Source organism: Streptomyces monticola (assembly GCF_042665355.1).
In the GTDB taxonomy this organism is placed as follows: Bacteria; Actinomycetota; Actinomycetes; order Streptomycetales; family Streptomycetaceae; genus Streptomyces; species Streptomyces monticola.
Genome location: NZ_JBHTCF010000002.1, coordinates 505923 through 531245 on the forward strand (window position 1 = coordinate 505923; position 25323 = coordinate 531245).

Here is a 25323-nt window from a genome sequence, read left to right on the forward strand (position 1 = left end):
GGGGTGTGACTTACTTGGCCCTCAGGGCGCGACCGCGGTGACGAGCCAGGCCGTACCGCGCAAACGCACGGCGTCGGGTCCGGCGAATGGGCGCAGTGCCGTCTCCAGGGCGCCTCGCGCGCGGGCCGCGGCCTCGGGGTCGACCAGGCCCAGGTGGTACTTGACCGGTCCCCAGTCCGCCATGAACCCGGCCGCGTCCGCGACGTCCCGGCCCCAGATCTGATCCGCCTCGACCCGCTCGCAGCCGATGTCCCCGAAGCCGGCGCCGGACAGCACCGCACGGCTGCGGGCCGGATCGGCGAAGGAGGTCGGCCCGGTGCCGTCCTGGCCGGTGGGGCGCGGCAGGTACGGCTCCATCGCGGCGAAGACCCGGCCGAGGTCGGTGCCGTCGAGGTCGGTCATGCACAGAAAGGCGAGCCGCCCCGCCGGGGCGAGCGCCCGGCGGATATTGGTGAACGCCGCCACCGGATCGGCGAAGAACATCACGCCGAAGCGGCTCATCGCCACGTCGAAGGAGCCCGGCGCGAAGGCGTGGACCTGCGCGTCAGCCTGTACGAACGAGAGATTGCCGAGGCCCTCGGCCTGCGTACGGGCCCGCGCCGTGGCGAGCATCGGTCCTGACAGATCCACCCCCGACACCTCGCCGAGCCGCGCGCGGCGGGCCGCGAGACGGGTCAACTGCCCGTTGCCGCAGCCGATGTCGAGGACCCGGTCGCGCTCGCCGACGCCGGCGGCGTCCAGGACGAAGTCGTTGAAGCCGCTGTTCACGGCGTCGTAGCGGTCGTCGTGCGTGGCCCAGTGCTCACCCTCGTAGCCGTTCCACGCCTCGGCCTGGGCGGTGTTGACGATGCCGGTCATCGGATTCTCCCCCTCGTAATGAACGCACGTTCATGAACCTGCGTTCATCATGAGGGGAAGAAGCGCGAGAAGCAAGACGCTGCCTACTCGGAGCCGGAGCCGGAGCCGGAGGCGGCCAGTGCGGGAGCGGGTGAAGGGGCGGGCGCGCCCGGGGCGTTCCTGGGGCCACCGGTCCCGTTGAACGCCAGGTTCAGGCCGAACGCCACGAGCGTTGCGCTCGTCACCGGCGAACCGAGCACGATCTGCACCCCGTCCGGAAAGCGCGAGTAGAGGTCGGGCGCCACCTCGGGCGCGAGGCCCGCGCCGATCGACACGGCCACGATCAGCAGATTGCTCGTGCCGTCGAACTCGACCTTGCGCAGGGTGCCGATGCCCACGGCGGCGACCGTCGCGAACATCACGAGCCCCGCCGCGCCCACCACCGGCTCGGGCAGCCCCGCGACGAGGGCACCGAGTTTCGGCACCAGACCGAGCACGACGAGGATCGCGCCCGCGACGGTGGCGACATGGCGGCTGCGTACCTTCGTCATCGTCACCAGGCCGACGTTCTGCGCGAACACGGTGTCGACGAAGGCGTTCATGACGCCGCCGAGCACCCCCGAAAGGCCGTCCGCGGCCAGGCCCCGTGCCATGTCCGCGCTGGTCAGTTCCTTGCCGGTGAGTTCCGCGACCGCGATCAGATCGGCCGTGGACTCGGCGAAGAGCACCAGCATCACCACGCACATCGACAGCACGGCGACCGGCGGGAACTCGGGTGCGCCGAAGTGGAACGGCGCGCTCACGCCGAGCCAGTCGGCGGTGCGGGCCGTGGAGAAGTCCACGAGCCCGAGCGGCACGGCGACCGCGGTGCCGGCGAGCAGCCCGAGCAGCACACCGCTCTGCGCGAGGAAACCGCGCCCGAAGCGGGCCACGAGCAGGATCACCACGACCACGAAGGCGGCGAGAGCGAGCCGCGAGGGCGCCGCGTGGTCCGGGGCCTTCGGATCGCTGCCGACCACGAGGTCCACGCCGACGCCGATCAGGGCGAGCCCCACCACCGTGATCACGATGCCGCTGACCAGGGGCGGAAAGAACCTTACGGCCTTGGCGAAGGGCCAGGCGACAAGGAGCCCGAAGACACCCGCGGCGAGCATCGAGCCGTACACCGCCTGGATGCCGTACTCGCCCGCGATCAGGATCATCGGCGTCACGGCGGTGAACGCCGCGCCCGCCATGACGGGCATACGGACGCCGAGCACGCGCCCGACGCCCGCGCCCTGGATCACCGTGATGATGCCCGCGACCAGCAGGTCGGCGTTGATGAGCACGGCGATCGTCGCGGCATCGAGCCCGGCGGCGGCGCCGAAGACCAGCGGCACGGTGACGCAGCCCGTATACATCACCAAAACGTGCTGCAGACCGAGGACGGCCAGCTTCCCCAAGGGCGCACCCCGGCCGCTGTCCTTGGGCATGATCACGGAGATCACGGCAACCCCCTTACTTCTGTGTGGAGTTGGCCTGCGCGCGGCCGGCCTGCGCGAAGTTGGCCGCGATCCGCTCCTGGATGTACCGCTCCGCCGTGATCGGCGGATAGCGGCCCTCCGGGCCCTCGATCACCACGTCACGGTCGGCCTGCGCGAAGAACGCGATGCTGTAGCGGGCACCTCGGTCGTCGTCCGGGCCCGGCGACTTCACCCGGTGGAAGTTGGACGGCAGCCGGTCGTCACTCCACCGCGTCAGCATGTCCCCGATATTGCAGGTGATCACCTCGGCCGACGGCACGACCGGAGTCCACTCCTGCGCCTCCGCCTCCTTGCCGGGACACACCTGCAGCCCGCCCTGCCCGTCCCGCTGGAACAGCAGCGTCAGACAGTCGAAGTCCGTGTGCGCACCGGCCCGCCACACATCCGGGTCGAACTCGGCGTCGGCGGGCAGCGCGAAGTAGTGCAGCAGCCGCAGCGTGGACTGGTACTGCGCGCTCGCCGGGTCGTGGGCACGGGCGAAGAAGTCGCTGTCGAAGCCCAGCTTGTCCGCGAAGCAGGACAGAACCCGCATCGCCACCTCACGACAGCGCGCCTCGAACTCCAGCACGCGCGGCCGGAAGTGGGGAAGCACGTCATCGGGCCACAGGCCGTCCATGTGGGGCCGGGTGAGCTGATACGACTCCTTCTGGTCCGGCGTGCCGATGGACGGCCTGACCTGGGTCATGGACTCCCAGCCCGAGTTGAGCCCCTTCTTCAGGGCGTGGCGGGCCTTGAGGTGGCCGGACAGGGCGAAGAAGTCCTCGGCGTTCGCGAACGCCGCGTCGACCAGGTCCTGTTCGATGCCGTGGTGGACGAGCTGGAAGAAACCGATGTCGGTGGCCGCCGCCCACAGCTCATCGGCGATCTCGGCCTTGCGGTTCTCGAAGTCGCCGAGGTCGATCCGGCGGATCTCGCGGCTGCCGGTCTCGGTGCCGGCCCCGCCCATGCGGGTCTCGCGGTCGAGTTCGGCGAGGCTGTACGTGGTGTTGTCGTGCATCGCGGTATCTGCTCCTGTGTGCAGGGGAGATGTGTCGTACGGGATGCAGTCACCGCCCCTGCATCCCCACCGCGGACACGCAGAGGTCCGCGGGCACGGCCGTCATCGGACCCGTCATCGGGTCCGCCGCCGTGGGCTGGCACCGGCCCTACGGAAGGGCCGTGCGCGATGGAGTCAGCCTGACGGCACCGTGTTTCGTGTGTGAACCGGCTCTGTTACCGCGACAAGACGTCCACCAGGAACTCATCGGAAAGGCGTGTGCTGAGCCCGTCGAGCACCACCGCCTCGCCCGACACAAGCACCGAGTCCACGGTCCGGCTCGACGCGCACGTCAGCAGCGTCGCCCCCGGATCGCGCACCGGAAGGCAGGCGTAGTCCCGCTCGAAGCGGTGCAGTACGAGATCGGCGGTCATGCCGGGCGCGACGCCGCCCTCGTAACTCTCCAGACCAAGGACCTCGTTGGCGCCGCCCGCCGCCATCGGCAGCATCTCCGCGAAGCCGAGCAGATCTGCCTGCCGGTGCGCGGCACGCTGCACATACGCCCCGATCCGCATCGTCTCCAGCATGTCCTGGGTGTCGTTGCTCGCGGCCCCGTCGACACCGAGCCCGACCCGGAGCCCGGCGTCGCGCATGGCGGGCACCGGGGCGATGCCGCTGCCCAGGCGCATATTGCTGAGCGGGTTGTAGGAGACACCGACACCGTGCCGCGCGAGCGTCGCACGGCCCGCCGCGTCCAGCTCCACACAGTGCACGGCGAGCAGCCGCCCCCACAGAAAACCGGCTGCCTCCAGATACTCCACGGCACCCTGGCCGGTGTGCTCGCGGCACATCAGATCATCCGTCGGAGTCTCCAACAGGTGGATGGAAACCGGCAGTTCACGCTCCTGTGCGTACGCCCTCACCTGCCGCATGCCCTCCGGTGTGAGGCAGCGCGGGTTGGGCACGGCGAGACCGGTCGAGATCCTGGTGCCCGCGGTGGCGGCCGCCAGCTTGTCGGTGTGCGCGAGGGCGGCCTCCAGGGGCTGCATCAGGCGGGGATCGAAGCCCCACTTGCGGGACGGGTCGGCGCGGTCGGCAACGCCCCGGCACAGGACGGCGCGCATGCCCGCGTCCCGCAGGGCACGGACCACGGCGTCGTGGATCTCGGCCGACGGGTGCGGCCACATGTGCTCCACCAGGGTCGTGGTGCCGCTGCGCAACGCCTCCGTCGCCGCGGCCGCCGCTGCCGCGTACGCCCGCTCGGGGGTGAGGGCGACGGTCTCCTCGCCGACGGTGCGCAGCCAGGACAGCAGCGGCTCGCCCTCACCGATACCGCGCAGACAGGCCTGGTAGAGGTGGGTGTGGGTGTTGACGAAGCCGGGAATGAGGTGACCGCCGCGCGCCTCCAACACCCGCGTACCACGAGGCAGTTGACCGGCCGGCACGATCGCGCGCACACGGCCGTCGGCCAGGTGCACGTCCTGCGCCTGCAGCCACTGTCCGCCGCTCCACACGCAGGCATCGGTGATCGTGTCGACGTGCCTGTCGGCGCACGTGCCGGCGGAGGCGTCGGCGTATGTGTCGTTGGACATCAGAAATCCTCCCGGTGGCGGCGCCCCACGTGGTGGAACAGCAGGTTCAAGGTGAAGGCGACAAGGCCGGTCACGGCGATGCCGCTGTCCAGGACCGTGCGCAGATACGTGGGCAGCGGGGCGTAGAACTCGGGCGCCCCGACGGGGATCATGCCGAGCCCGACGGCGAGCGCGGCGGTGAGCAGATTGCGGCCGTCGGACAGGTCGGCGCGGGCCAGGATGCGAAGGCCCACCGCGCCGACGGTCCCGAACATCACCAGCGACACCCCGCCGAGCACGGGCCCCGGCACGGCGGCCACCGCGGCTCCGAGGGCCGGTACGAAGGCGAGCAGCACCATCAACCCGCCCGACAGCGCGACGACATGACGGCTCATCACGCTGGTGACGCTGACGAGCCCCACGGACTGCCCGAAGGTCACGATGGGAAAGGAGGAGAACCCGCCGGACACCACGGTGGCCGCGCCGTCCGCGCGCAGCGCCCGGACCACGGTCGGAGCGTCGTCGCCGCGCCCCACGATCTGGCCCACGGCGAGGGTGTCGCCCACGGACTCGACCATGTTGACCAGCTGGACGACGAGCATCGCCACGATCGCCGGGACGACGAACACCGGCGCCCCGAACGCGGTGGGATCCGGCGCGCTCACGGCGGGCGCCGCGCCCACCTCCGCCCCGTCGAACAGGCCCAAGGGAACGGCGAGCAGCGTGCCCGCGGCCAGGGCGAGCAGCACGGAGAAGCGCGCGACGGCCGGTGGGGCGAGCCGCTCCACGAGGACGACGAGGAGCACCGTCACGGCGGCGAGCGCGAGCCCCCGCGCCCCGCTGCCGTCCTCGCCGTGGCCGCCGTGCCCGGTGATGAGCCCGGCCGCCGACGGCACCAGGGAGAACCCGATGACCGCGATGACCGTGCCGGTGACCAGCGGCGGGAAGAGATGAAGGAGCCGCCCGAACCACGGCGCGACAGCCACCGTCAGGAGCCCGGCGACGATCGTCGCACCGAACACGGCGGCCAGACCGTGCTGTTGGCCGATGAGCACGGCCGGAGTGATAGCCGTGAACGTCGAGCCCATGACGATCGGAAGCCGCGCCCCGAACCACTTGAAGCCAAGGGTCTGCAGCAGCGTCGCCACTCCGCTCACCAGCAGATTGGCGCTGATGAGCAGCCGTATACGGTCCTCGGGCAGCTCCAGGGCGACCCCCACGAGCAGTGGCATGGTGGCCATGCCCGAGTAGGCGACCAGCAGATGCTGAAGGCTCAGCGGCACCATCCGGTGCAGCGGCGGCCGTACGTCGACGGGGTGCGGCCCCGCCGGCGCCGTGGCATGCGTGTCCACAGCCATCGTTCCTCCCTCAAAACGCGGTGGAAGACGGCTGGTTCGCGCCAGGAGACCCCGGTCGCCCGTCGGCCGTTAGCAGCCATGACCGACGTGCACCCGACCGTAGGCAGAGCGTGTTTCGGCGTGATTGCGCGCAGGAAACAGGCGCTGATCGTGCGTGCCGGGCGGGGGCGCCCGGCTGTCGAGGGGCCGGTCAGCCCGCAGGTGGCGTACCGGACACTTCCCGCGGAGTGCTCAGAGTGCGGCGTTGCCGTAGGCGTAGCGGGCGATCGCTCGGCCCTGCTTGTTGCGGATCTCGGCGGTGTCGCCCAGGTCGTGCCAGACCCCCGTCATGCTGTTGAAGGAGTAGCCGCCCCAGGCCGGGTGGACCTTGTTGGTGTAGATCCTGACGGGGACGCCGGGCGCGAGGGTGGTACCCGCGGGGAACGTGAAGTCCTGCCCCACGTCACCGTCGTTGACGACCCAGCCGTCCACCGCGACGGGGGCGCCGCACCGGTTGACGATCTCGATGTATTCGTCCCCCAGAAGTCCGGCGGTCCCGCCCTTGAACTGCACGGTGCGGATCGCGACGTCGGCGGGCTTGATGGTTACCAGCATCGCCTTCAGCTCGACGGTGACGCTCTGTCCTTCCGGGACGTGAACGGAATCGGCGGGGGTTCGTCGCGGCCGGTGGGGAAGCCGGTGACGACCAGGCCGTAGGCGGCGCCGTCGAGCGTGATCCGGTCTCCGGCGGCGCCGCCGCGGTGCGCCTGGAGGATGTCGGGGCTGTCGTGGTCCTGGTCGTTGACGGCGAAGTACTCGAGGTAGGGGGTGAGCGTCGAGCCGGGCCCGCCCTCGGCCTCCAGACGGATGTCGAGGCGCAGCGGGAAGTGATCGAGGGGGTGGCCTGTTCGCGTACGAAGTTGTCGATCGTGACCTGGCCGACCGTGAAGCCGTGGCCGTCCAGCGGCGCCTCGGTGGTGGTGCCGGTGAACCTCAGTCCCGCGGTGCGGTTGTCCGCGTCGGGCTTGCCCAGGTCATGTGGTCGGTGCGGTACCCCTGCACATTCTCCGGCACCGTCATCACGAGCTGCCAGATCGCGGACGTGGTCACCCTGACCATGGTTCCCCTTCCCTGAGCACCTGAGTACGGACTTCGGTCGTGGGCACCGATCCCACGGGTGGACCTCACAGGTGGACGTCATGGGTGGTGGAAGCGGGCGAGGCCACGAGGAGCGGCGCCGAGTCACCGTAGGCATGGGGTCATGTCATTTACGGGGCTTTTCCACGCCATATCACAAGTTGGCCGGTAACACGGTCTTGCGGTCGGCCGCCGCACTCGCCGCCGACGGGGCCCGAGCGCGCGCTCGGACCACGCCGGGCAGGTCAACTCACCCTTGCGGAAGTCAAGGAGTGACGTTCTTGACCGGCAGCACGTGGCTCGCGCCCGCGATGTAGTAGTCACCGGGCGCGGAGAAGACCACGAACTCGCGGTCGTAGGAACGGATCTTGACGCGGATGGCGAACCTGCCGTTCGCGTCGGTGGTGGCCCTGGCGTTGTACGCGGACTCGAAGTACGTCCGCAGCAGCACCCGGGTGCCGGCGACCGGCCCGTGCCCGGCGGGCCAGGTGACCTGGCCGACGACGACGAGGGTGTCACCGGCGCGCACCTTGGTCCGGCTGACCTTGTAGGTGAGGGTGCTGGTGACCGGCTGCACCGCCACCGTGGTGTCCCCGAAGAAGGCGTAGTGGTCCGTGGGGTCGCCGGGGTCATAGAGCGCGCCGAACTCCACTCGGTGACGGGGGAAAAGGTGGATGCTCGGCTCGTTCTGCCAGCGGTCCGCCGTCACGCCGGAGAGTGTGAACCGTCCTTCGGCGTCGGTGTGCACGGTGCCAAGGGAGAGGGTCTCCCGCTCGGTGGGATCGATGGGATCGCCCCAGGGATTCCACGTGTCGTACAGGACGCTCTTGGTCAGCTGGACCGGGGCGTCCGCCACGGGGATGCCGTCGGCGCGGGTCACCGCTCCGGCGAGGTCCACCGTGCGACGGCCGAAGTCGGTTTCCGCGGGACTGCTGGAGATGGACACCTCGAAGTCGGGCTGCGGCGGTTCGCCCGGCGCGAGTGCGCTCTGCGCTCCGTGGGCGGCCGGCATTCCGAGGGCGAGGCTGGTGGCCAGGACGAGTACGGCGATGACGGCCAGTCGGGTGGCCGCTAGAGGTGAACGCATGGGCGCGTGAACTCCGTTGGTGTCGTAGGTCGCGCCGGCGTTGGTACCGGCACGGGGTTCGACACACGGGTCGAGGGCCGTGGTTGTAGGAGGCGCGGAGAGTCCATGGAGTGTCCATCGACGGTCCACTGCGCGTTCGCCGCCTGGTGGCCTGCTGGCCGCGTGGCGTGGTGACCCGGGCGGATCCCTTCGGAGAGGGAGCGGGCGGCCGCAGCCGGGTGGGAGCCGTGCCCGTACAGGGGCAGATGGTGCCCGTACAGGGGCAGTTGGTGCCCGTATTGGGTCCGAACGTTCCGCGGTCACGTCAGGCCTGTCATCACCTCGTAACCGCCCTTCCCCCGTGATCGCCGCAGCAGGCAGGGTGTTGATCGACCAGGCACGAGGCCGGGCCGGGCCCATCGGCAGACCGCACAGCCGAGCCGGGCCAACCCGCCGGGCCCCGCCGACCGGCCGCACATCAGTATCACCAGGGGGAGATACAGCATGCTTCGCAGCCACCGTAAGACCGTCCTCACTGCCGCCGCGCTGATAGCGACGACGACACTGCTCACGGCCTGTCAGGACGGTGACACCGAGGGCAAGAAGGTGCCCTCCTCCGGCCCCTCGGCCTCGGAGGCGAAGGAGGGCTCCGGCAACGACACCGCTGCTTCTGGTGGAGGCACGGCGCCGGCCGACGACACTGCGAAGAGCAAGTCCGGCAGCGGCAAGGTGACCGGTACGTGGTTCGGGACGGTCTCCTACCTCGCTCCCGGCAAGTACACCGTCTCCGATCTCAAGGACACCCAGCAGCAGTTCTTCACGTCCACCGACACCGACATCCAGGGAGCCGGGAAGATCTGCGGCGACGCGGCCGGCCAGGCCGCCAGTCCCTGCAGCGAGGACGAGCTCGAGGCCGCCGCCAAGGACGGCGTCTCCGCCACGGTCAAGCTCAAGGACGGCATCGCCGTCAGCGTCGTCGAGGACCGCTCCGGCAGCGACGACGGCGACAAGACGTCGGGCCTGTGGAGCGGCAAGCTCGCGTACCTGGCTCCGGGGAAGTACTCCGTCGTGAACGACGAAGGCGAGTGGGCCTTCGTCACCTCCGACAAGACCGTCATCAACGGGGCCGGCTGGATCTGCGGCGACCGTGAAGACATGAAGCAGTGCAGCGAGGACGAGCTCGAGGCCGCCGCCAAGGACGGCGTCAGCGTCGCCGTGAAGGTCGACCACGGCATCGCCGTCACCATCGACGAGAACCACAACTGAATCGTCGCCACGCGATACGACAGGCTTTCCGTCCGCCACAAGGCCGTGGTGCTGGTCGCAGCCATCGGAGAGGGGCTGCGAGCAGCACCTTCGCGTCATGTGGCAGCCTGACCCGCGCCGGGGACGTCCCACCTGACCAGGGTTCAACCCGCAGCGCCGACGAGGCGTCCGCCGGATGGCCGCTCACGCCTGCCGACTCAGGCGAGGTGCTTGCTGAAGAACTCGACCAGCTTGGCGACGGCAGGAGTCACGTACTGGTCGCGGTCGTACAGATCGACGTGGGTGGCACCCTCGACGAGGAACAGCTCCGCGTTGCCAGGGCTGTCGGCGACGGCCTTCTCGGAGAACCCCCGGGTCACCGCCTCGGTGCCGGCGATCATGAGCAGCGGGCGGGGCGCGACCTTGGCGACGTCGGCGAAGGAGTCGAACTGGTCGAGGAGATCCGCGCTGCGCACGACCATGTCCCCGGTGGAGCGCGGGTGCCTGCCGCGGGGCGTCTTGTAGTAGTCGACGAGCTCAGCCGTCGGGGCGGGGGTCTCGGCATCAGCCTGCTCCGGCAGCCCCTCGACATCCTCGCGTGGAACCCCCTGGCAGCAGAGCTGCTGTGCGACTTCGCGGCTGTGCCCGAGTCCGAGCGCAACTACGTCCGCATGGTCTTCACCGACCCGGTGATGCGCGAAATCTATCCGGAGTGGGAAGACGTGGCCCGCACATGCGTCGAAGTCCTGCGGATGGAAGCCGCAATGAATCCGACCGATCCAGCCCTTACAGCTCTTGTGGGCGAGCTGGCCGTCGCCGATCAGCAATTCCGGGTCTGGTGGGCCGAGCACCGCGTCGCGCACCAGGACTTCGGCCGTAAGCGCATTGCCCACCCCCTCGTCGGCGAACTCACCCTCGACTGGGACACCTTCCGCTACGCCGGTGCACCAGAACAGCAACTCGTGCTCTGGTCGGCCGAACCCGGCACCTCGGACGCGGAACGACTGGCCGATCTGACCCACGGCACGGCCCGGAGTTAGCAGCGCTCGTCGCAGCCCGCCCGTACCAGTCCCGTCTCGTACGCCAGGATCACGGCCTGGGCCCGGTCGCGCAGGCCCCGCTTCGCGAAGAGCCGGTTGATGTGGGTCTTCACGGTGTGGTCGGTGATGGTGAGCCGCTCGGAGATCTCCGCGTTCGACAGGCCGCGCGCGATGAGCGTGAGCACCTGTGCCTCCCGCGCCGTGAGGTCGTCCGCCGCGGCCGTCGGCAGGGCGCTGGGCCTGCTGTGCACGAACTGGGCGACGAGCCGCTTGGTGACCTCCGGGGCGAGCAGGGCGTTACCGGCCGCCACGACCCGTACCGCGTGCAGGAGTTCGGGGAACGTCGCGTCCTTGAGCAGGAAGCCTCCGGCTCCGGCGGCCAGCGCGTCGTACACGTACTCGTCCAGGTCGAAGGTGGTCAGCATGAGCACCTTCGTCGCCCCGTCGGACGCGGCGAGGATCTCGCGCGCCGCCTCGATACCGTTCTTGTGCGGCATGCGGATATCGAGCAGGGCGAGGTCCGGCCGTGTCCGGGCGGCGAGCCGCACCGCCTCGGTGCCGTCCGCGGCTTCGCCGACGACTTCGATGTCGCTTTGCGTGGAGAGCAGGTTCACGAAACCGGTCCGCACCACGGCCTGGTCGTCCGCGATCAGAGCCCTGATCACACCGTTCGCCCCGCTCGCCCCGCTCGCCCCGCTCGCTCCGTTCGCCCCGCTCACACCGTGCGCCCCGCTCGCTCTGTTCGCCCCGCTCACACCGTTCGCCCCGCTCGCTCCGTTCGCCCCGCTCACTCTGCTCTCCCCGCTTGCCCCGTTCGCCGTGTTCACCAAGGGAGTTCAGCCTCCACCACAAATCCTCCGTCCCGGCCCGAGCCCGCGCTGAGCCGCCCCCCGACCAGAGCCGCCCGCTCGCGCATCCCGGCAAGCCCGTGCCCGGTGCCCGGCGTCCTGGCCGGACCCGGACCGTCGTCGGTGACGCACAGCGAGAGCAGCCGGCCGGCACCGTAGTCGATCTTCACTACGGTACGGGCCCCGGGCGCGTGCTTGCGTACGTTGGTGAGCGCCTCCTGCACGATCCGGTACGCCGACAACTCCCAGGTGGGCGGCAGGGCGACCGGTTCTCCGGTGACCTTCAGCTCGGCGGCACCGCCCACCGCGCGGTGCTGGCCGAGAAGTTCGGGCAGGCCGTCAAGCGTCGGCTGCGGAGAGGTGAGCGCCGCGCCGTCGCTCTGCGGTGCGCGCAGCACACCGAGCAGCCGCCGCAGCTCGGCCATCGACGCCCGGGCGGTTGTGGCGATCTCCTGGAACCCCGCACGCGCTGCGGGAGTGAGCCCTTCGGTGGTGTACGTCGCGCTCTCCGCCTGAACCGCGATCATCGACACCGAGTGCGCGACGATGTCATGCAACTCGCGGGCGATCGCCGCCCGTTCGGCCTGGGCCGCCTGCTGCCGCTCCATCGCGATCAACTGGGCCTGCGCGCGGTGACGTTCGTGCCGGGTCTCCGCACGGGCACGCACCGCGTCACCCATCGAGACCGCTCCCAGAATCGCCACACTGAGGATGAACGCCTCGGCGAACAGCCCGAGCGACCCCTTCTCGCCCAGCGCGGGCACCGGCAGATCGAGACCCGCCCACGTGTTGATGTGAACGAGGTTCACCGCCACGGAGGCCAGTACCCCGCCCGCGACGACGACCGCCGGATGGCGCACCCGGTGCCGCCCCAGCGTGTAGAGGCCGATCAGTCCGCTGACGATGCTGGACACGTACAGGCTCACATCACCGGCAAAGCCGACCAGAGCGGCGGCCACCGTGAGCACCGCGACGGGCGGGCAGGCGCGCAGCCACATCAACGAGGCTGCCGAGAGCAGCACCCCGACGGTCGTGGTGACGGACCCGGGGTAGGCGATCAGCTCTGCCACCGCGCCGAGCGTCAGGGCACCGCCGCTGATCCAGGGGAAGGCGGGCGCGGCGATCCGGCCGCGGAGTCGCTGGTGCCACGAGCGGTACCGGTGGTGCCGCTCCTGTCGTTCGTGTCGCTGGTGGACGGACGTGCTCATGCCGTCCATGGTGCGATGTGTGCGGGGCGGTGCGCGTCACCGTACGGGTGGAGACTGAGCGCGGACGTAGTACCACGGGTTGAACCGCAGCTGCGACCCCTCGGTTGACGCCCCCTGACCTGCGGATTTCTAGCCTCGTACAGCATGACGAGGACGACGTTCCAACGGCGGGGCCAGCGGCCGCTCCAACGGCTGGGCCAACAGCTGGGCAGGCGGCTGCCGACAGCTGACCCCCGACACTACGAACCGCACGCCTGGGCACTCTGCGCAGCCGTGGCGCTCGCCCTGGCCACCCTCACGGACCTGCTGCCGCATCGCGTATGGGGCCTGGTCGCCGCGCCGGGATACGCGGCCGCGGCGCTTGCAGCCCTACGGCACCGGCATCGGCATCGGCGCCGCCCGCGACCGTCGGCCGTGCCCGCGGTGATCGCACTCCTCGGCACCGTGGCCCTTCCGCTCATCGCCCTGGTGGCGCTCGGGCTGCGGCAACTGGAGGTCACGGTGGTGGAGCGGTCGGCCCACCTGCTGCTCACCACCGGAAGTCCCTACGTCGACAACCCCTCCGCCGTCGCCGACTTCAATCCGTATCTGCCGGGCATGGCACTTTTCGGCGTGCTGCCGGGCGATGCGCGCTGGTGGCTGGGCGGCATGTTCGCCGCGACGCTGGCCGGTGCTGTGGTGGTGGCGGGGCGCGGCCGGGGGAGGGGGCCGGGTGGATGGGCCGGGCAGCGGGTCGCGCACATGATTCCGGACTCACCGCAGGCGGCGGCGCGGCGCACCCACCGCCCTCTGTACCTGATCGCATGCGCCCTGATCGCCAGCCCCCTGGTCGCGCTGCCGCTGGCCGTGGGCGGGATCGATCTGCCGGTGGCCGGTCTGCTCTGCCTCGGCCTCGCACTCGCCGGACGTGACCGTCCCGCCGTCGCGGGTCTCGCGCTCGGCGCGGCCTCCGCTCTCAAATGGACGGCCTGGCCCGCGCTGCCGGTGGCGCTCGCCCTGATCGCCGTGCGCCAGGGGCGCGGCCCCGCCCTGCGCTACGCCGCCGTGGCCACCGTGACCGCCGGAACAGTGGTGCTGCCCTTCGCCCTGACCCACCCCTCGGCCTTCTACGCCAACGTCGTCGCCTTCCCCCTCGGCCTGACCGAGACGGTGTCGCCCGCGGCGAGCCCGCTGCCCGGCCATCTGCTCACGGCATTCGTCCCGGGCGGCCGGATGATCGCCCTGGTCCTGCTGTCCGGGTCCGCGCTGCTGCTCGCGGTGTCGCTGGTGGTGCGGCCGCCGGCGACGGCCACCGCTGCGGCACACCGCCTCGCCCTGGGCCTTGCCCTGGCGATGTGCCTGATGCCCGCGACGCGCTTCGGCTATCTCGTGTACCCCGTCGTGCTCTGGGTCATGGCGTCGGGCACACCCGACCGTTCGCGACCGTTGCCTGAACTGACCCTGTCCGGGGCCGAGTTCGGGATCGGGCCCCGGGTCGAGGTTGCGGCCGTGTCCGCGGCCGAGTTGGAGACCGGGCCCCTGGCCGACATCACGACCGGGCCCGAGCGCGAGCACTCGATCCGAAGGAAGGCCCTCGTATGAGCTGCGACCGACGTCCGCCCGCGCTTACCTCGCCCGCCGGGCGCACCGCGCCCACCGGCCGCACCCTGATCGTCACCAACGACTTCCCGCCCCGCCAGGGCGGTATCGAGACCTTCGTACGGCAGCTGGCCGACCGCTTCCCGCCGGACGACGTCGTGGTCCTCACCTCGGCGGAGGCGGGCGCGGAGGAGGCCGACGGCGCCCTGCCGTATCCCGTGATCCGCGACCGCGCCCGCACGCTGCTGCCCACGCCCAGGGCCACCGCACACGCCGTGGCCGTGGCCGGGCGGCACGGCTGCGACCGGGTGTGGTTCGGGGCGGCGGCACCGCTCGGTCTGATGGCGGCGCGGCTGCGAGGCACGGCCGGGATCCGCACCGCCGTCGCCACCACCCACGGGCACGAGGTGTGGTGGGCCCGCACCCCGGGCGCCCGTGGCCTGCTGCGGCGCATCGGAGCCGGGGTCGACGTGGTGACGTACCTGGGCGAGAGCACCCGCCGTCCGCTGCGGGCCGCGCTCGCCCCGGGCACCCGCACGGCCCGCCTGGCCCCGGGGGTCGACGCGGAGCTGTTCAGCGGGCACCGGTGGCAGGCGCAGGCGGCACAGGTCCGGCGGAGGTACGGCCTCGGCCAACGGCCCGTGGTGCTGTGCGCCGCCCGCATGGTGCCCCGCAAGGGCCAGGACACACTGATCAGGGCGCTGCCCTGGGTGCGCAGGGCGATTCCGGACGCGGCGCTGCTCCTGGTCGGCGACGGACCGTACGCCACGGACCTGCGCCAACTCGCCGCGCAGGAAGGCGTCCTGGACTCCGTGGTCTTCGCGGGCGGACAGCCCCACGCCGAGATGCCGCCCTTCTACGCGGCGGCCGATGCCTTCGCCATGCCCTGCCGGACCCGGAAGGCGGGCCTGGAGATCGAGGGCCTCGGCATCGTCTACCTGGAGGCGTCGGCCGCCGGGCTGCCCGTGGTCGCGGGCGACTCGGGAGGCGCACCGGACACGGTGCGCGACGGCATCACCGGCCACGTGGTCGACGGCACTTCGGTGGCCGCGGTGACCGACCGCCTCACCCGACTGCTGCGCAACCCCGAACTGGCCCGCGCCATGGGGGAGTCGGGCCAGCAGTGGGTGCGTACGAGCTGGTCCTGGGAGCACTCCTACGAAACACTGCGCAGCCTGCTGCAACTGCCGCCCGTCGCCTCGCGGAACAAGGACGGCGCCTCGCACTCGGAGCCGGATGCGGGCCTGGACTCGATCGCGAACCTGGACTCGATCGCGAACCTGGACCCGGTCGCGAACTTGGACTCGGCCGCGAACTTGGACTCGGCCGCGAACTCGGACCCGGTCGCGAACTCGGACCGGCGTCCCAGGTGAGCCGAGCGCTACGAGCCCTCCCCGAAGTCAGGACGCGGGCGGCGTGATGAAGACGCGTTCCAGCAGGGCGTGCAGAGAGTCCCGCTCCTCGTCGCTGAGGCGGTCCAGGCCGTCGCGGGTGGCGTGCATCTTCGCGCGGATCGCGTCGGTGACGCGTTCGCCCTCGGCTGTGAGGGCGACGTTCTTGACGCGTCGATCGGAGGCGCTGGGTTCGCGGCGGACCAGGGCGCGCTTCTCGAGGCGGTCGATGATCCCGGTCATATTCGACGCGTCGCAGGTCAGTGTGGAGGCCAGGCAGCGCATCGCGGCGGGCCCCCGGCGCAGCACGGTCAGCACCTTCCCCTGGCTCGCGGTGAGATTCTCGCTCGCCGCGGCGATCGTGAACTCGCCGTAGTAGGCGCTGAGCGACTGCGAGAGCAGCTCCATGAGCTGCTCAGTGTCGGTGCGGGGGGTGCCTGCCATGCGTAGCACTGTACTCAGAAACTTGACGATCTCAAATATTTAGATCTACCGTCGGGCCATTACTTGAGTTCATCAAGCATCGAAGTTGGCAAGTTTCTACGAGGAGCACCTCCGTGAGCGTCACAACGTCTTCGGCCTCCCGCGCGGCCGACATCCTGTCCCGACCCGTCACGCTGAACGGCCTGACCGTCCCGAACCGCATCGCGATGGCGCCCATGACGCGCATGTTCTCGCCGGGCGGCGTGCCCGGTGAGGACGTGCGGTCCTACTACGCCCGCCGCGCCGCCGCGGGCGTCGGCCTGATCGTCACCGAGGGAACCTACGTCGGGCACGAGTCGGCCGGTCAGAGCGACAGCGTGCCGCGGTTCCACGGTGAAGAGCAGCTGGCGGGCTGGGCGAAGGTCGCCGAGGCCGTGCACGCGGCGGGCGGCACGATCGTGCCGCAGCTGTGGCACATCGGCATGGTGCGCAAGCAGGGCGAGCCGCCCTTCGCCGACGCGCCCGCCGTCGGCCCCTCCGGCATCCGCGTCGACGGCACCGAGGGCACGGGGCGGGCCATGACCCGGACCGACCTGGACGATGTCATAGCCGCCTTCGTCGAGGCCGCCGTGGCCGCCGAGCGCATCGGCTTCGACGGCGTCGAGCTGCACGGCGCCCACGGCTACCTCCTCGACCAGTTCCTGTGGGAGAGGACGAACCGCCGCACCGATGCCTACGGCGGCGACGCGGTGGCCCGCACGACGTTCGCGGCGGAGATCGTGGCGGCCGTCCGCGCCGCCGTCTCGCCCGCCTTCCCGGTGATCTTCCGCTACTCGCAGTGGAAGCAGGAGGCCTACGACGCGAGGCTCGCCCAGACACCGGAGGAGCTGGAGGCGATCCTGGCCCCGCTCGCCGCGGCGGGTGTCGACGCCTTCCACGCCTCCACGCGCCGCTACTGGCTCCCCGAGTTCGAGGGCTCCGACCTCAACCTGGCGGGCTGGACCAAGAAGCTCACCGGCAGGCCCGCCATCACCGTCGGTTCGGTCGGCCTCGACGGGGACTTCATCCGCTCGTTCGCGGGCGAGGGCGCGGTGGTCGGCAGCATCGACAACCTCCTCGACCGCCTGGAGCGCGACGAGTTCGACATGGTCGCCGTCGGCCGCGCCCTGCTCCAGGACCCGGAGTGGGCGGCGAAGATCCTGGCCGGCCGGACCGAGGAGCTGAAGCCGTACGACGCGGCGGCCCTGAAGACACTGAGCTGACACAGAGCTGACACAGAGCTTCTGTTCCTCAAGGAGCCGAGAGACGGGCGGCGTTGGAGCGTCGGCATCCAACGCCGCCCGGGCGCTCAGTTGGAGTTGGACTCTTGGTTCGGGTCGAGTTGGACTCTTGGTTCGGATGCTTGACGACTCGGGGCATCGGCCCCCAGGCTTCGGGGAAGTGGTTTAGTCCAATCCTGGTGCAAGCGCCCGGCGATCCCGTGCGCGCTTGAGGCCTCTGCCTGCCGCATCGGCTGTGCCCGTCCCGTACGTCATCTCACCTGATGCGCGCCTACGGCACGGGCACCGGCGTACCTGCCACCGGCACACACCTCGGACACACCACTGAAGCATGGGAATTCCGTCCAATCCCGTCCCCTCCGAGAGGCCCCCCATGACGGATAACGAGAAGTTCCGACCCAGCAGACGCGCCGTGACGTCCGGCCTCGCCGCCCTGGCCGCCGGCGGCCTTTCCGTACCGCTGGGGAGCGGCGCCGCGTTCGCGCGCCGCGCACCGGAGGGAGCCCCGTTCGTGGTCCCCGCGCTTCAGCGATGGCAGGGCGGGGAGGGGGAGTTCAGGCTCGGCGCGAACAGCCGCGTCGTCGTCTCCCGGGGAAACGCGCGGCTGCTGAAGCTCGCGCGGACGCTCACCGGTGAGCTGGTGGAACTGACCGGCATACGGCTGCTCGAACCTCTCGTGGACAACGGCCGTGCCGACGAGGGCGAGATACGGCTCCTCCTCGACCCGTCCGCCAGCCACCCGGAAGGCGGGGCCCGCTACCGCGAGGAGGGCAGCACAACAACCGTCACGGCCCAGCACATCACCGTGACCGCTCCCACCTACGAGGGCGCCTTCCACGCGACGCGCAGCCTCCTCCAGATCCTCGTACAGGACGAGCGCCGCGTCGTGCCCGCCGGAACGGCCGCGGACTGGCCGGACTACGCGCGGCGCGGTTTCATGCTGGACGTCGGACGGCGGTACTTCACACCGGAGTTCATCCGCGACTACATCCGCGCCCTGAGCTGGTTCAAGTTCAACGACTTCCAGATCCATCTCAACGACAACGAGATCAAGCCGCCCGAAGGCGACTGGAGCAAGGCCCAGTCCGCGTTCCGGCTCGCCAGCGACGACCCCAAGTGGGCCGGGCTCGCGGCCCGCGACGGCTCGTACGACCGCTCCACCTGGGACGGTTTCGAGGAGCTGGCCGCGACGCATGCCGTGCGGCTCACCCCCGAGATAGACGCCCCGGCGCACTCCCGCGCGTTCGTGAAGTTCCGTCCCGACATCGGCCTGGACGGCGGGAACTCGGACCATCTGGACCTCGCCAAACCTGCGGCCACGCAGTTCATGCGCGACCTGTTCACCCACTTCGTGCCGTGGTTCCGCAGCCCGGTCGTGCACTACGGAGTCGACGAGTACGGCGGCCCCGTCGACCAGTACAAGGGCTACTTCAACGCGCTCGCCGCACACTTGAAGGACCTGGACAAACAGCCCGCCGCCTGGGGCAGCCTGGCCCGGATCGGCAATACGGCCGAGGGCTACGACAAGGACGCGCGGATCTACAGCTGGAACAACGGCTGGTACGGCCCGCAGGCCATCAAGAGGGACGGCTTCGAGTTCGTCAACATCAACGACGTCACCCTCTACATCGTCCCCTTCGCGGACTACTACCACGGGCAGGGCCTGGACGGGCGTTACCTCTACGAGGAGTGGGCCCCGCACGTCTTCCCGGACGGGCAGAGCGTCGAACCGTTCGACCCGGCGCTGCACGGCGCGCTGTTCGCCGTCTGGAACGACCTCGTGCACGAGACGTACACCGAACTGGACGTACACGGCCTCGTGAACAAGACGCTGGGCGTGCTCGCGCAGAAGATGTGGAGCGGGAGCGGGGACGCGGCGGGCCTCGCCTACGACGCGTTCCAGCAGCGCGTGAACACGCTGGGGCTCGGCCCGGGTCTGGAACTGCTCGGCACGTGAACGGAGTTGAGGAGCGGTGGTAGCGGCGCTCCGGGCGGCAGCCGGCCAGGGCGCGGCGCATTCGCCGGTCCGGCCCGGCGGCGGCCCGGACGCCGGGCTCGTTGTGCGGCCGGCCGCCAGGCCGTTTCCGTAAGAACACATCGTTCGCCCTGACGCCCTGACGCCCTGACGCCCTGACGCCCTGACGCCCTGACGCCCTGACGGTCTGCCGGGTGCCGCGGAGGCGGAAGGGAATTACGGGTACGGCTTGGCCTGCGCGCTTGTCGCGCGGTCCGCTGAGGCGCGCTCGTCGGCCGGCGCCAGCCAGAGGTACAGCGGCGGCAGGACGAGTTCGAGAACCGTCAGCGGCACCTGCCACCAGTGCGGCAGGCCGTGTACGGCCATCGAGAGCAGTCGGCCCACGCCGCCGAGCAGGAACACGGCGGCGAGCCCGCGCACCATCCGCGCGGGGATCGGTGACTGCCGGGCGACCCAGATCCAGGCGAGCCCGAACCCGAGGAAGATCGCGTTGTAGAACCGCTCCCGGCTGTCGACGGTGGCGCCCGCCGACTCCTCGCCCGGCACGGACGCGATGCCCAGCACCACGTGGAAGAGCCCGATGGCCACACATGAGTAACCCATCAGCAGAGCCAGCCCCTTGAGCCAACCGGCCTTCGTCACGACGTACCGCCCCTTCGGCGTGGGTGACACGCACCTTGGTGGACACGTGTCCAATAGGCGGCAGCCAAGTCCACTAGTAGACGTGTGTCAAGTAGGGTGGCGGGGTGACACCGAGCCGACGCCAGAGACTCGCCCCAGCCGACCGCCGCCGCCAACTCCTCGGTATCGGAGCGGAGTTGTTCGCTGAACTGCCGTACGACGAGGTGCGCATGGACCAGGTCGCGGCGCGCGCCGGGGTCTCCCGCGCGCTCTTGTACCGGTACTTCCCGAACAAACGGGACCTGTTCACGGCCGTCTACCGGCAGGCGACGGACCAGCTCATCGACACGGTCCGGCTCGACCCCGCAGTCGGCCTTGAACAGCAGCTGCGGGACGGACTCGACGCGCACTTCGACTACTTCACGGCCAACCGGCACGCCGTGCTCGCCGCCAACCGGGTCCTCGCGGGCGACGCCACGATCCAGGCGATGATGGCCGACGAGCTGGAGGTGATGTGCGACCGCCTCCTCGACGGCGGCACGCTCGGGGGCGCGCCGAGGGAGGCCGTCGGTGCCGTCGTCATGAGCTGGCTGGTCTTCGTCCGTGTGCTGTGCGTGGAGTGGCTTCAGGAACCCGCTTTCAGCCGCGAGGAGTTGCGGGAGATCTGCGTCGGGTCGCTGCTCGGCGCGCTGCGGCCACTGACCGTCGCCTGATGCCTCGGTGGATCTCCAGGACGGCTCGGGGTGGTCCTGCGCGTGCCGCCGCGGTGTCCGCGGAGACCTGGAGGGCCCGGCCTAACCGGTGGCCAGCTTGGGTACCAGCACCGCGCCGTCGAGCGTTCCCAGGCCCGTGGCCAAGTCGTAGCCGGGCCCGGCCGGGTAGCCGCCCTTGCCGTTGGTGCCCGAAGTGACGTCCAGGATCCCGGACTTGGCGCTGTCGGGGGCGAGGGCGTACAAGCGGGGGTTGACGTTGCCGAGGCCGCTGCCCTTCTTCTGGGCTGCGAGCGCCGCCACGCCCGCGAACAGCGGGGCCGCGAGGCTGGTGCCGTTCTGGGCGATCCAGTCGCCGCCGGTGTCGTCGGTGAAGTACGTGAGCATGCTGTTGCCGTCGGCCGCCGCCATCGAGATGTCCGGGACGGCGCGGTGGTTCCCGGCGGCCGCAGCCACCGACGACTGGTGGTCGGGGCGCGGGAACACGGAGGAGCGGCCGCCGCCGCCCGCGCCGCCCTTGTCGTTCCACGCCACGTCCGGCTCGGTCCGGTGGCCGCTGTCGTCCACGGAGAGCCGGGTGCCGCCGACCGCGGGGACGTTCGGGTCGCCGGACGGCCAGTCGACGGTGCGGACCTGGGTCTTGTCGTCGGGCGCGTCGTTGTTGTCGAAGGCGCCGGTGTCACCGGAGGGTCGTCGCGAACGCCTTCGGGTCCAGGGGGTCGTCCTCGTCCTGGTGCGTGAGCCCGACCTGGTGCAGGATCAGCTTCGCGTCGGGAGCCATGGCGTGTGCGGCCTGCAGGTCGAGGGCGGTCCCCTGGGTGTCGCCCACCATGCCGTCCTTGTCCTTCCAGTCGAACGGTGCAGCAGACCCGCCGTCCGGCTTGTGCTGCACCACCTGGAGATCGGGCTCGGGCAGGCCCATCTTCTGGCTGTATGTCTCCAAGTCCTTGCGGGCGTTGGGCGAGCCGACCGGGCCGATGGCCGCGATGGTGCGGCCCTTGCCGGTCAGCCCCTGGCCGGCGAGCTTGTCGATGCCGTACGCGGTGCGCAGCTGCTCGGAAGTGAGGCAGCCGCTGTCACCGTCGCTCTTGCAGTCCTTCGGGACCTGCAGCACATCGTCGGAGACCGGGGTGGCGTCACCGGCACGCTTGGCGACCGCCGCCAACTCGTCGTCGCGCACCTCGCGCACCTCGCGCACCTCGCGCACCTCGCGCACCTCGCGCACCTCGCGCACCTCGCGCACCTCGCGCACCTCGCGCACCTCGCGCACCTCGCGCACCTCGCGCTCGTGCGCGCCGGTGGACCCGGCGGCGCATCCGGCGGCGAGGAGGGCCGCTGCCGTGAGGGATGCGGTCGTCCGGAGCGCCGTACGCGCGTGTCGTATGCCCGTCATCACTCGCTCACCCTTCAAGCCATCCGGCTGCGACCATCCCTCGCGGGACCAGTCAGGCGCGCGCCAGGTCCGCATCCCTCGACGCCAAGCGTGGCCGGGCAGTGTCGCATGCCGAGCCGGGCGGCGCACACGTACGGCTGTCGAGCGTTCGCTCAAGGTCACTGCGAGCTGAGCCGGAACAGCCCCGCCGTGCCCGGCCGCAGCCCCGCCCCGACCTGCACGAAATTAGCCAGCTATTAGTCAACGCGAGCGTCTTGACGGTGTGTTGTGCCGGGCGCAGAGTCATGGCTAATCCGCATTAGCCCTGAGCCGCCCGAGCCGACCCTTCGGCTAATGCGTATTAGTGAAGGGATCACCCGTGGCCGGAAATCAACCTGTGCGTGCCCGTCGTGGCCGGCCCCGTCAGGCCGAGGTGGCCCGGCTTGCCGGGGTCTCGCAGACGACGGTGTCGCTGGTGCTCGGCGGGAACAAGCAGGGCATAGCCATCCACGAGGACACCCGCAGGCGCGTGCTGCAGGCGGCGGACGAACTCGGCTACGTCCCGGACCCGGCCGCCCGCAGGCTCGCCGCCGCCCGCAACAACCTGCTCGGCGTCTTCAGCTTCACCACGACCTTCCCCACCGCCGTCGAGCACTCGTACTACCCGATCCTCGTCGGCGTCGAGCAGGAGGCCGCTGCTCAGGGCTACGACCTGGTGCTCTTCACAGGCTCGAGCGCCGGCCGCAGGGCCGCCGCACCCGGCGCCCTCGACCGGGTCCGCCTCGCCGACGGCTGCCTCTTCCTCGGCCGCCACATCCCGGCACAGGAACTGCGCAAACTGGTCGCCCACGGCTACCCGGCGGTGCACATCGGCCGCCGCGACGAGCTCGCCGAACTCGCCTGGGTCGGCGTCGACTACGCGGCAGCGGCCGCCGAAGTGGTGCGCCACCTCGCCGACTTCGGCCACCACCGGATCGCCTACGTCCGCGAGGACGACGACGCCCCCGCCTCCACCGACCGCGAACAGGGCTTCCGTGACGCGGCGGCCGGGGCGGGCGTGCACGGGGGAGTGGTACGCAGCGCCCGCCCGGCCACGGACATCACCGCCGAGTGGGTGCGGGCCCGGCGCGACGAGGGCGTCACCGCGTTCGTCGCCGAGGAGACCGACACCGGTGCCGCCTGGCGCGCCCTGTACCGAGCTGTCGCGGCGGCCGGGCTTGAGGCGCCCCGGGACCTCTCCCTCGGCCTGCTCGGCTCACCGCCCGCCGACCTCAACGGGCCCGGCCACCCCGAGCCCACCGGCTTCGACGTGCCACGCGCCGAACTCGGCGCCGCCGCCGTGCGGTTGCTCACCTCGCTGCTCTGCGCGCGGCAGGGGGCCGAGCCGCTGGTCACCTGCGCCTTCCGGCCGGGCGTGACGGCAGGCGCACCGCCGCGCTCACCCTGAGCCCTGCGCCTCGCCCGGACCGCCTCGGCTCACCCTGACCCCAACCCGACCCACGACACACCTCACGTACAACCGCCAAGGAGTCATGCCCGTATGCCCATTTCCCCCGCCGTCCCGGCCGAGACCGAAGTCCTCATCGTGGGCGGAGGGCTCGGCGGCGTGGCCGCGGCCCTCGCCGCCTGCCGGGCCGGCCGCACCGCCGTACTCACGGAGGAGACCGACTGGATCGGCGGCCAGCTCACCTCCCAGGCGGTGCCGCCCGACGAGCACCCCTGGGTGGAGCAGTTCGGTACCACGGCCTCGTACCGCGCGCTGCGGGACGGCATCCGCGCGTACTACCGCCAGTGGTATCCGCTGCGCGCCGAAGCGCTGGAGCCGGGACAGCTGAACCCGGGCGCGGGGCGGGTCAGCAAGCTCTGCCACGAGCCGCGCGTCGCCCTCGCCGTGCTCGAGGCGATGCTCGCACCGCACCGCGCCGCCGGCCGCCTGACGGTGCTGACCGAGCAGCGCCCCGTCGCGGCCGAGACCGACGGTGACATCGTGCGGGCGGTGACCATCGAGGACGTACGGGACGGGGCCCGGCACACCATCACCGCCCGCTATGTCATCGACGCCACCGAGACCGGCGAGCTGACCGACCTGGCCGACGTGGAGCACGCGCTCGGCGCCGAGGCCCGGGCCGAGTACGACGAGCCGCACGCACCCGAGGCCGCCGACCCGCTCAACCAGCAGGGCATCACGGCCTGCTTCGCCCTCTCCCACCACGAGGGCGAGAACCACACCATCGACCGCCCGGCCGACTACGGCTTCTGGCGCGCCCACCGGCCGGACTTCTGGCCGGGGCCGCTGCTCGGCTTCCTCGCCCCCGACCCGCGCACCCTCGAAGCCGTCGCGCGCACCTTCGAACCCAACCCGGACGTCGATCCGCTCGACGTCAACGCCGACCAGAGCGCCGACGCCGGTGACAAGGAACTGTGGGGCTTCCGCCGCATCCTGGCCCGCAGGCTGCACCGCCCCGGCGCCTTCGACTCCGACATCACACTGGTCAACTGGCCCCTGAACGACTACTGGCTGAAGCCGCTGATCGGCGCCGGCGAGGAGGGAGCCGCGCAGGCCGTGGCCGAGGCCCGGCAACTGTCCCTCTCCGTCCTGTACTGGCTGCAGACCGAGGCCCCGCGCCCGGACGGCGGCACCGGCTTCCCCGGCCTGCGGATCCGCCCCGACATCACCGGCACCGAGGACGGCCTCGCCAAGGCCCCCTACGTGCGCGAGTCCCGGCGTATCAAGGCCGTCACCACCGTCACCGAACACGACGTGGCCATCGACCTGGTGGGTCCGTACGGCGGCACCAAGCACCGCGACTCGGTGGGAGTCGGCGCCTACCGCATCGACCTGCACCCGTCCACCGGCGGCGACAACTACATCGACATCGGTTCCGTCCCCTTCGAGATCCCGCTCGGAGCGCTCATCCCGCGCCGCGTGCGCAACCTGTTCGCGGCCGGCAAGAACCTCGGCACCACCCACATCACCAACGGCTGCTTCCGGCTGCACCCCGTGGAGTGGAACGCCGGTGAAGTCGCCGGCACCCTCGCCGCGCACTGCCTGGAGGAGGGCGTGCAGCCGCACCAAGTGCAGGCCGAGGACAAGCGGTTCGAGGAGTTCGGCCGCGTACTCGACCGCGCCGGCGTCCAGCGCCACTGGCCGGACGTCCGCGGCTACTGACCCGCACCAGCACCCG

Annotated in this window: 22 protein-coding genes and 1 pseudogene; 9 read left to right on the plus strand and 14 right to left on the minus strand. The window is 71.0% G+C overall.

The annotated features are described in order from the left end of the window. Positions 1 to 21: 21 nt before the first annotated feature. The 7 genes from ACFQVC_RS07790 to ACFQVC_RS07820 form a co-directional block, all read right to left on the minus strand. A complete protein-coding gene (locus ACFQVC_RS07790) occupies positions 22 to 858 on the minus strand; it encodes a class I SAM-dependent methyltransferase (RefSeq protein ID WP_381827977.1) in 837 nt (278 codons plus the stop codon). Between the two features lie 83 nt (positions 859 to 941). After that, entirely contained in the window at positions 942 to 2309 is a 1368-nt protein-coding gene (locus tag ACFQVC_RS07795; RefSeq protein ID WP_381828325.1) for a nucleobase:cation symporter-2 family protein, read from the minus strand. A 25-nt stretch (positions 2310 to 2334) separates the two neighbouring features. Beyond that, positions 2335 to 3357: an isopenicillin N synthase family dioxygenase gene (locus ACFQVC_RS07800; protein ID WP_381827980.1), complete on the minus strand. Its 1023-nt coding sequence runs from the start codon at positions 3355 to 3357 to the stop codon at positions 2335 to 2337. A 215-nt stretch (positions 3358 to 3572) separates the two neighbouring features. Next, positions 3573 to 4928, minus strand: a complete 1356-nt coding sequence (locus tag ACFQVC_RS07805) for an amidohydrolase family protein (RefSeq protein ID WP_381827982.1) — start codon at positions 4926 to 4928, stop codon at positions 3573 to 3575. Next, entirely contained in the window at positions 4928 to 6265 is a 1338-nt protein-coding gene (locus ACFQVC_RS07810) for a uracil-xanthine permease family protein (protein WP_381827985.1), read from the minus strand. The genes ACFQVC_RS07805 and ACFQVC_RS07810 overlap by 1 nt, the downstream gene beginning before the upstream one ends. A gap of 231 nt (positions 6266 to 6496) precedes the next feature. Continuing rightward, positions 6497 to 6859, minus strand: a complete 363-nt coding sequence (locus ACFQVC_RS07815; protein ID WP_381827987.1) for a lamin tail domain-containing protein — start codon at positions 6857 to 6859, stop codon at positions 6497 to 6499. Between the two features lie 787 nt (positions 6860 to 7646). Continuing rightward, the gene (locus tag ACFQVC_RS07820) at positions 7647 to 8468 is read right to left on the minus strand and encodes a transthyretin-like family protein (RefSeq protein WP_381827989.1); all 822 of its coding nucleotides are present in this window, start codon (positions 8466 to 8468) and stop codon (positions 7647 to 7649) included. Between the two features lie 483 nt (positions 8469 to 8951). Here ACFQVC_RS07820 and ACFQVC_RS07825 point away from each other — a divergent pair, with 483 nt between their 5' ends. Further along, positions 8952 to 9713, plus strand: coding sequence for a hypothetical protein (locus tag ACFQVC_RS07825; protein ID WP_381827991.1), 762 nt, complete (start codon positions 8952 to 8954; stop codon positions 9711 to 9713). 197 nt (positions 9714 to 9910) lie between these two features. Here ACFQVC_RS07825 and ACFQVC_RS07830 read toward each other — a convergent pair whose 3' ends face one another. Beyond that, positions 9911 to 10168, minus strand: a complete 258-nt coding sequence (locus ACFQVC_RS07830; RefSeq protein ID WP_381827993.1) for an alpha/beta hydrolase — start codon at positions 10166 to 10168, stop codon at positions 9911 to 9913. A gap of 24 nt (positions 10169 to 10192) precedes the next feature. Between ACFQVC_RS07830 and ACFQVC_RS07835 the strand changes: the two genes are divergently transcribed. After that, on the plus strand, positions 10193 to 10732 hold the full coding sequence (locus ACFQVC_RS07835) for an MmyB family transcriptional regulator (protein WP_381827996.1): 540 nt from the start codon (positions 10193 to 10195) through the stop codon (positions 10730 to 10732). Here ACFQVC_RS07835 and ACFQVC_RS07840 read toward each other — a convergent pair. Together ACFQVC_RS07840 and ACFQVC_RS07845 are read right to left on the minus strand one after the other, a co-directional pair. Next, positions 10729 to 11397 (minus strand): response regulator, encoded by a 669-nt coding sequence (locus ACFQVC_RS07840; RefSeq protein ID WP_381827999.1) that lies wholly within the window; start codon positions 11395 to 11397, stop codon positions 10729 to 10731. The genes ACFQVC_RS07835 and ACFQVC_RS07840 overlap by 4 nt on opposite strands. A gap of 158 nt (positions 11398 to 11555) precedes the next feature. After that, positions 11556 to 12788, minus strand: a complete 1233-nt coding sequence (locus tag ACFQVC_RS07845; protein ID WP_381828001.1) for a sensor histidine kinase — start codon at positions 12786 to 12788, stop codon at positions 11556 to 11558. Positions 12789 to 13061: 273 nt separating this feature from the next. On the opposite strand from ACFQVC_RS07845, the gene ACFQVC_RS07850 reads away from it, so the two are divergent. Continuing rightward, positions 13062 to 14369 (plus strand): glycosyltransferase 87 family protein, encoded by a 1308-nt coding sequence (locus tag ACFQVC_RS07850; protein WP_381828003.1) that lies wholly within the window; start codon positions 13062 to 13064, stop codon positions 14367 to 14369. Further along, a complete protein-coding gene (locus tag ACFQVC_RS07855) occupies positions 14366 to 15739 on the plus strand; it encodes a glycosyltransferase family 4 protein (RefSeq protein ID WP_381828005.1) in 1374 nt (457 codons plus the stop codon). Before ACFQVC_RS07850 ends, ACFQVC_RS07855 begins: the two co-directional genes overlap by 4 nt. A 27-nt stretch (positions 15740 to 15766) precedes the next feature. Here ACFQVC_RS07855 and ACFQVC_RS07860 read toward each other — a convergent pair whose 3' ends face one another. Beyond that, positions 15767 to 16201, minus strand: coding sequence for a MarR family winged helix-turn-helix transcriptional regulator (locus ACFQVC_RS07860; RefSeq protein ID WP_381828007.1), 435 nt, complete (start codon positions 16199 to 16201; stop codon positions 15767 to 15769). A gap of 113 nt (positions 16202 to 16314) precedes the next feature. On the opposite strand from ACFQVC_RS07860, the gene ACFQVC_RS07865 reads away from it, so the two are divergent. Next, positions 16315 to 17442: an NADH:flavin oxidoreductase gene (locus ACFQVC_RS07865; RefSeq protein WP_381828009.1), complete on the plus strand. Its 1128-nt coding sequence runs from the start codon at positions 16315 to 16317 to the stop codon at positions 17440 to 17442. A gap of 391 nt (positions 17443 to 17833) precedes the next feature. After that, entirely contained in the window at positions 17834 to 19417 is a 1584-nt protein-coding gene (locus ACFQVC_RS07870) for a family 20 glycosylhydrolase (protein ID WP_381828011.1), read from the plus strand. Positions 19418 to 19651: 234 nt separating this feature from the next. On the opposite strand, the gene ACFQVC_RS07875 is transcribed toward ACFQVC_RS07870, so the two are convergent. Beyond that, positions 19652 to 20077: a DUF4345 domain-containing protein gene (locus ACFQVC_RS07875; protein ID WP_381828013.1), complete on the minus strand. Its 426-nt coding sequence runs from the start codon at positions 20075 to 20077 to the stop codon at positions 19652 to 19654. A gap of 104 nt (positions 20078 to 20181) precedes the next feature. Between ACFQVC_RS07875 and ACFQVC_RS07880 the strand changes: the two genes are divergently transcribed. Then, positions 20182 to 20769 carry a TetR/AcrR family transcriptional regulator gene (locus tag ACFQVC_RS07880; RefSeq protein WP_381828015.1) on the plus strand — a complete coding sequence of 196 codons (588 nt, stop codon included), beginning with the start codon at positions 20182 to 20184 and terminating at the stop codon, positions 20767 to 20769. An 81-nt stretch (positions 20770 to 20850) separates the two neighbouring features. On the opposite strand, the pseudogene ACFQVC_RS07885 reads toward ACFQVC_RS07880, so the two are convergent. Continuing rightward, positions 20851 to 21402 (minus strand): annotated as a pseudogene (locus ACFQVC_RS07885) (S8 family serine peptidase); the annotation flags it as partial. Between the two features lie 43 nt (positions 21403 to 21445). After that, complete coding sequence (locus ACFQVC_RS07890; RefSeq protein ID WP_381828017.1) at positions 21446 to 22159, minus strand: S8/S53 family peptidase; 714 nt, start codon at positions 22157 to 22159, stop codon at positions 21446 to 21448. 412 nt (positions 22160 to 22571) lie between these two features. Between ACFQVC_RS07890 and ACFQVC_RS07895 the strand changes: the two genes are divergently transcribed. After that, positions 22572 to 23585: a LacI family DNA-binding transcriptional regulator gene (locus ACFQVC_RS07895; RefSeq protein ID WP_381828329.1), complete on the plus strand. Its 1014-nt coding sequence runs from the start codon at positions 22572 to 22574 to the stop codon at positions 23583 to 23585. 93 nt (positions 23586 to 23678) lie between these two features. Beyond that, entirely contained in the window at positions 23679 to 25307 is a 1629-nt protein-coding gene (locus ACFQVC_RS07900) for an FAD-dependent oxidoreductase (RefSeq protein WP_381828019.1), read from the plus strand. Positions 25308 to 25323 lie beyond the last annotated feature (16 nt).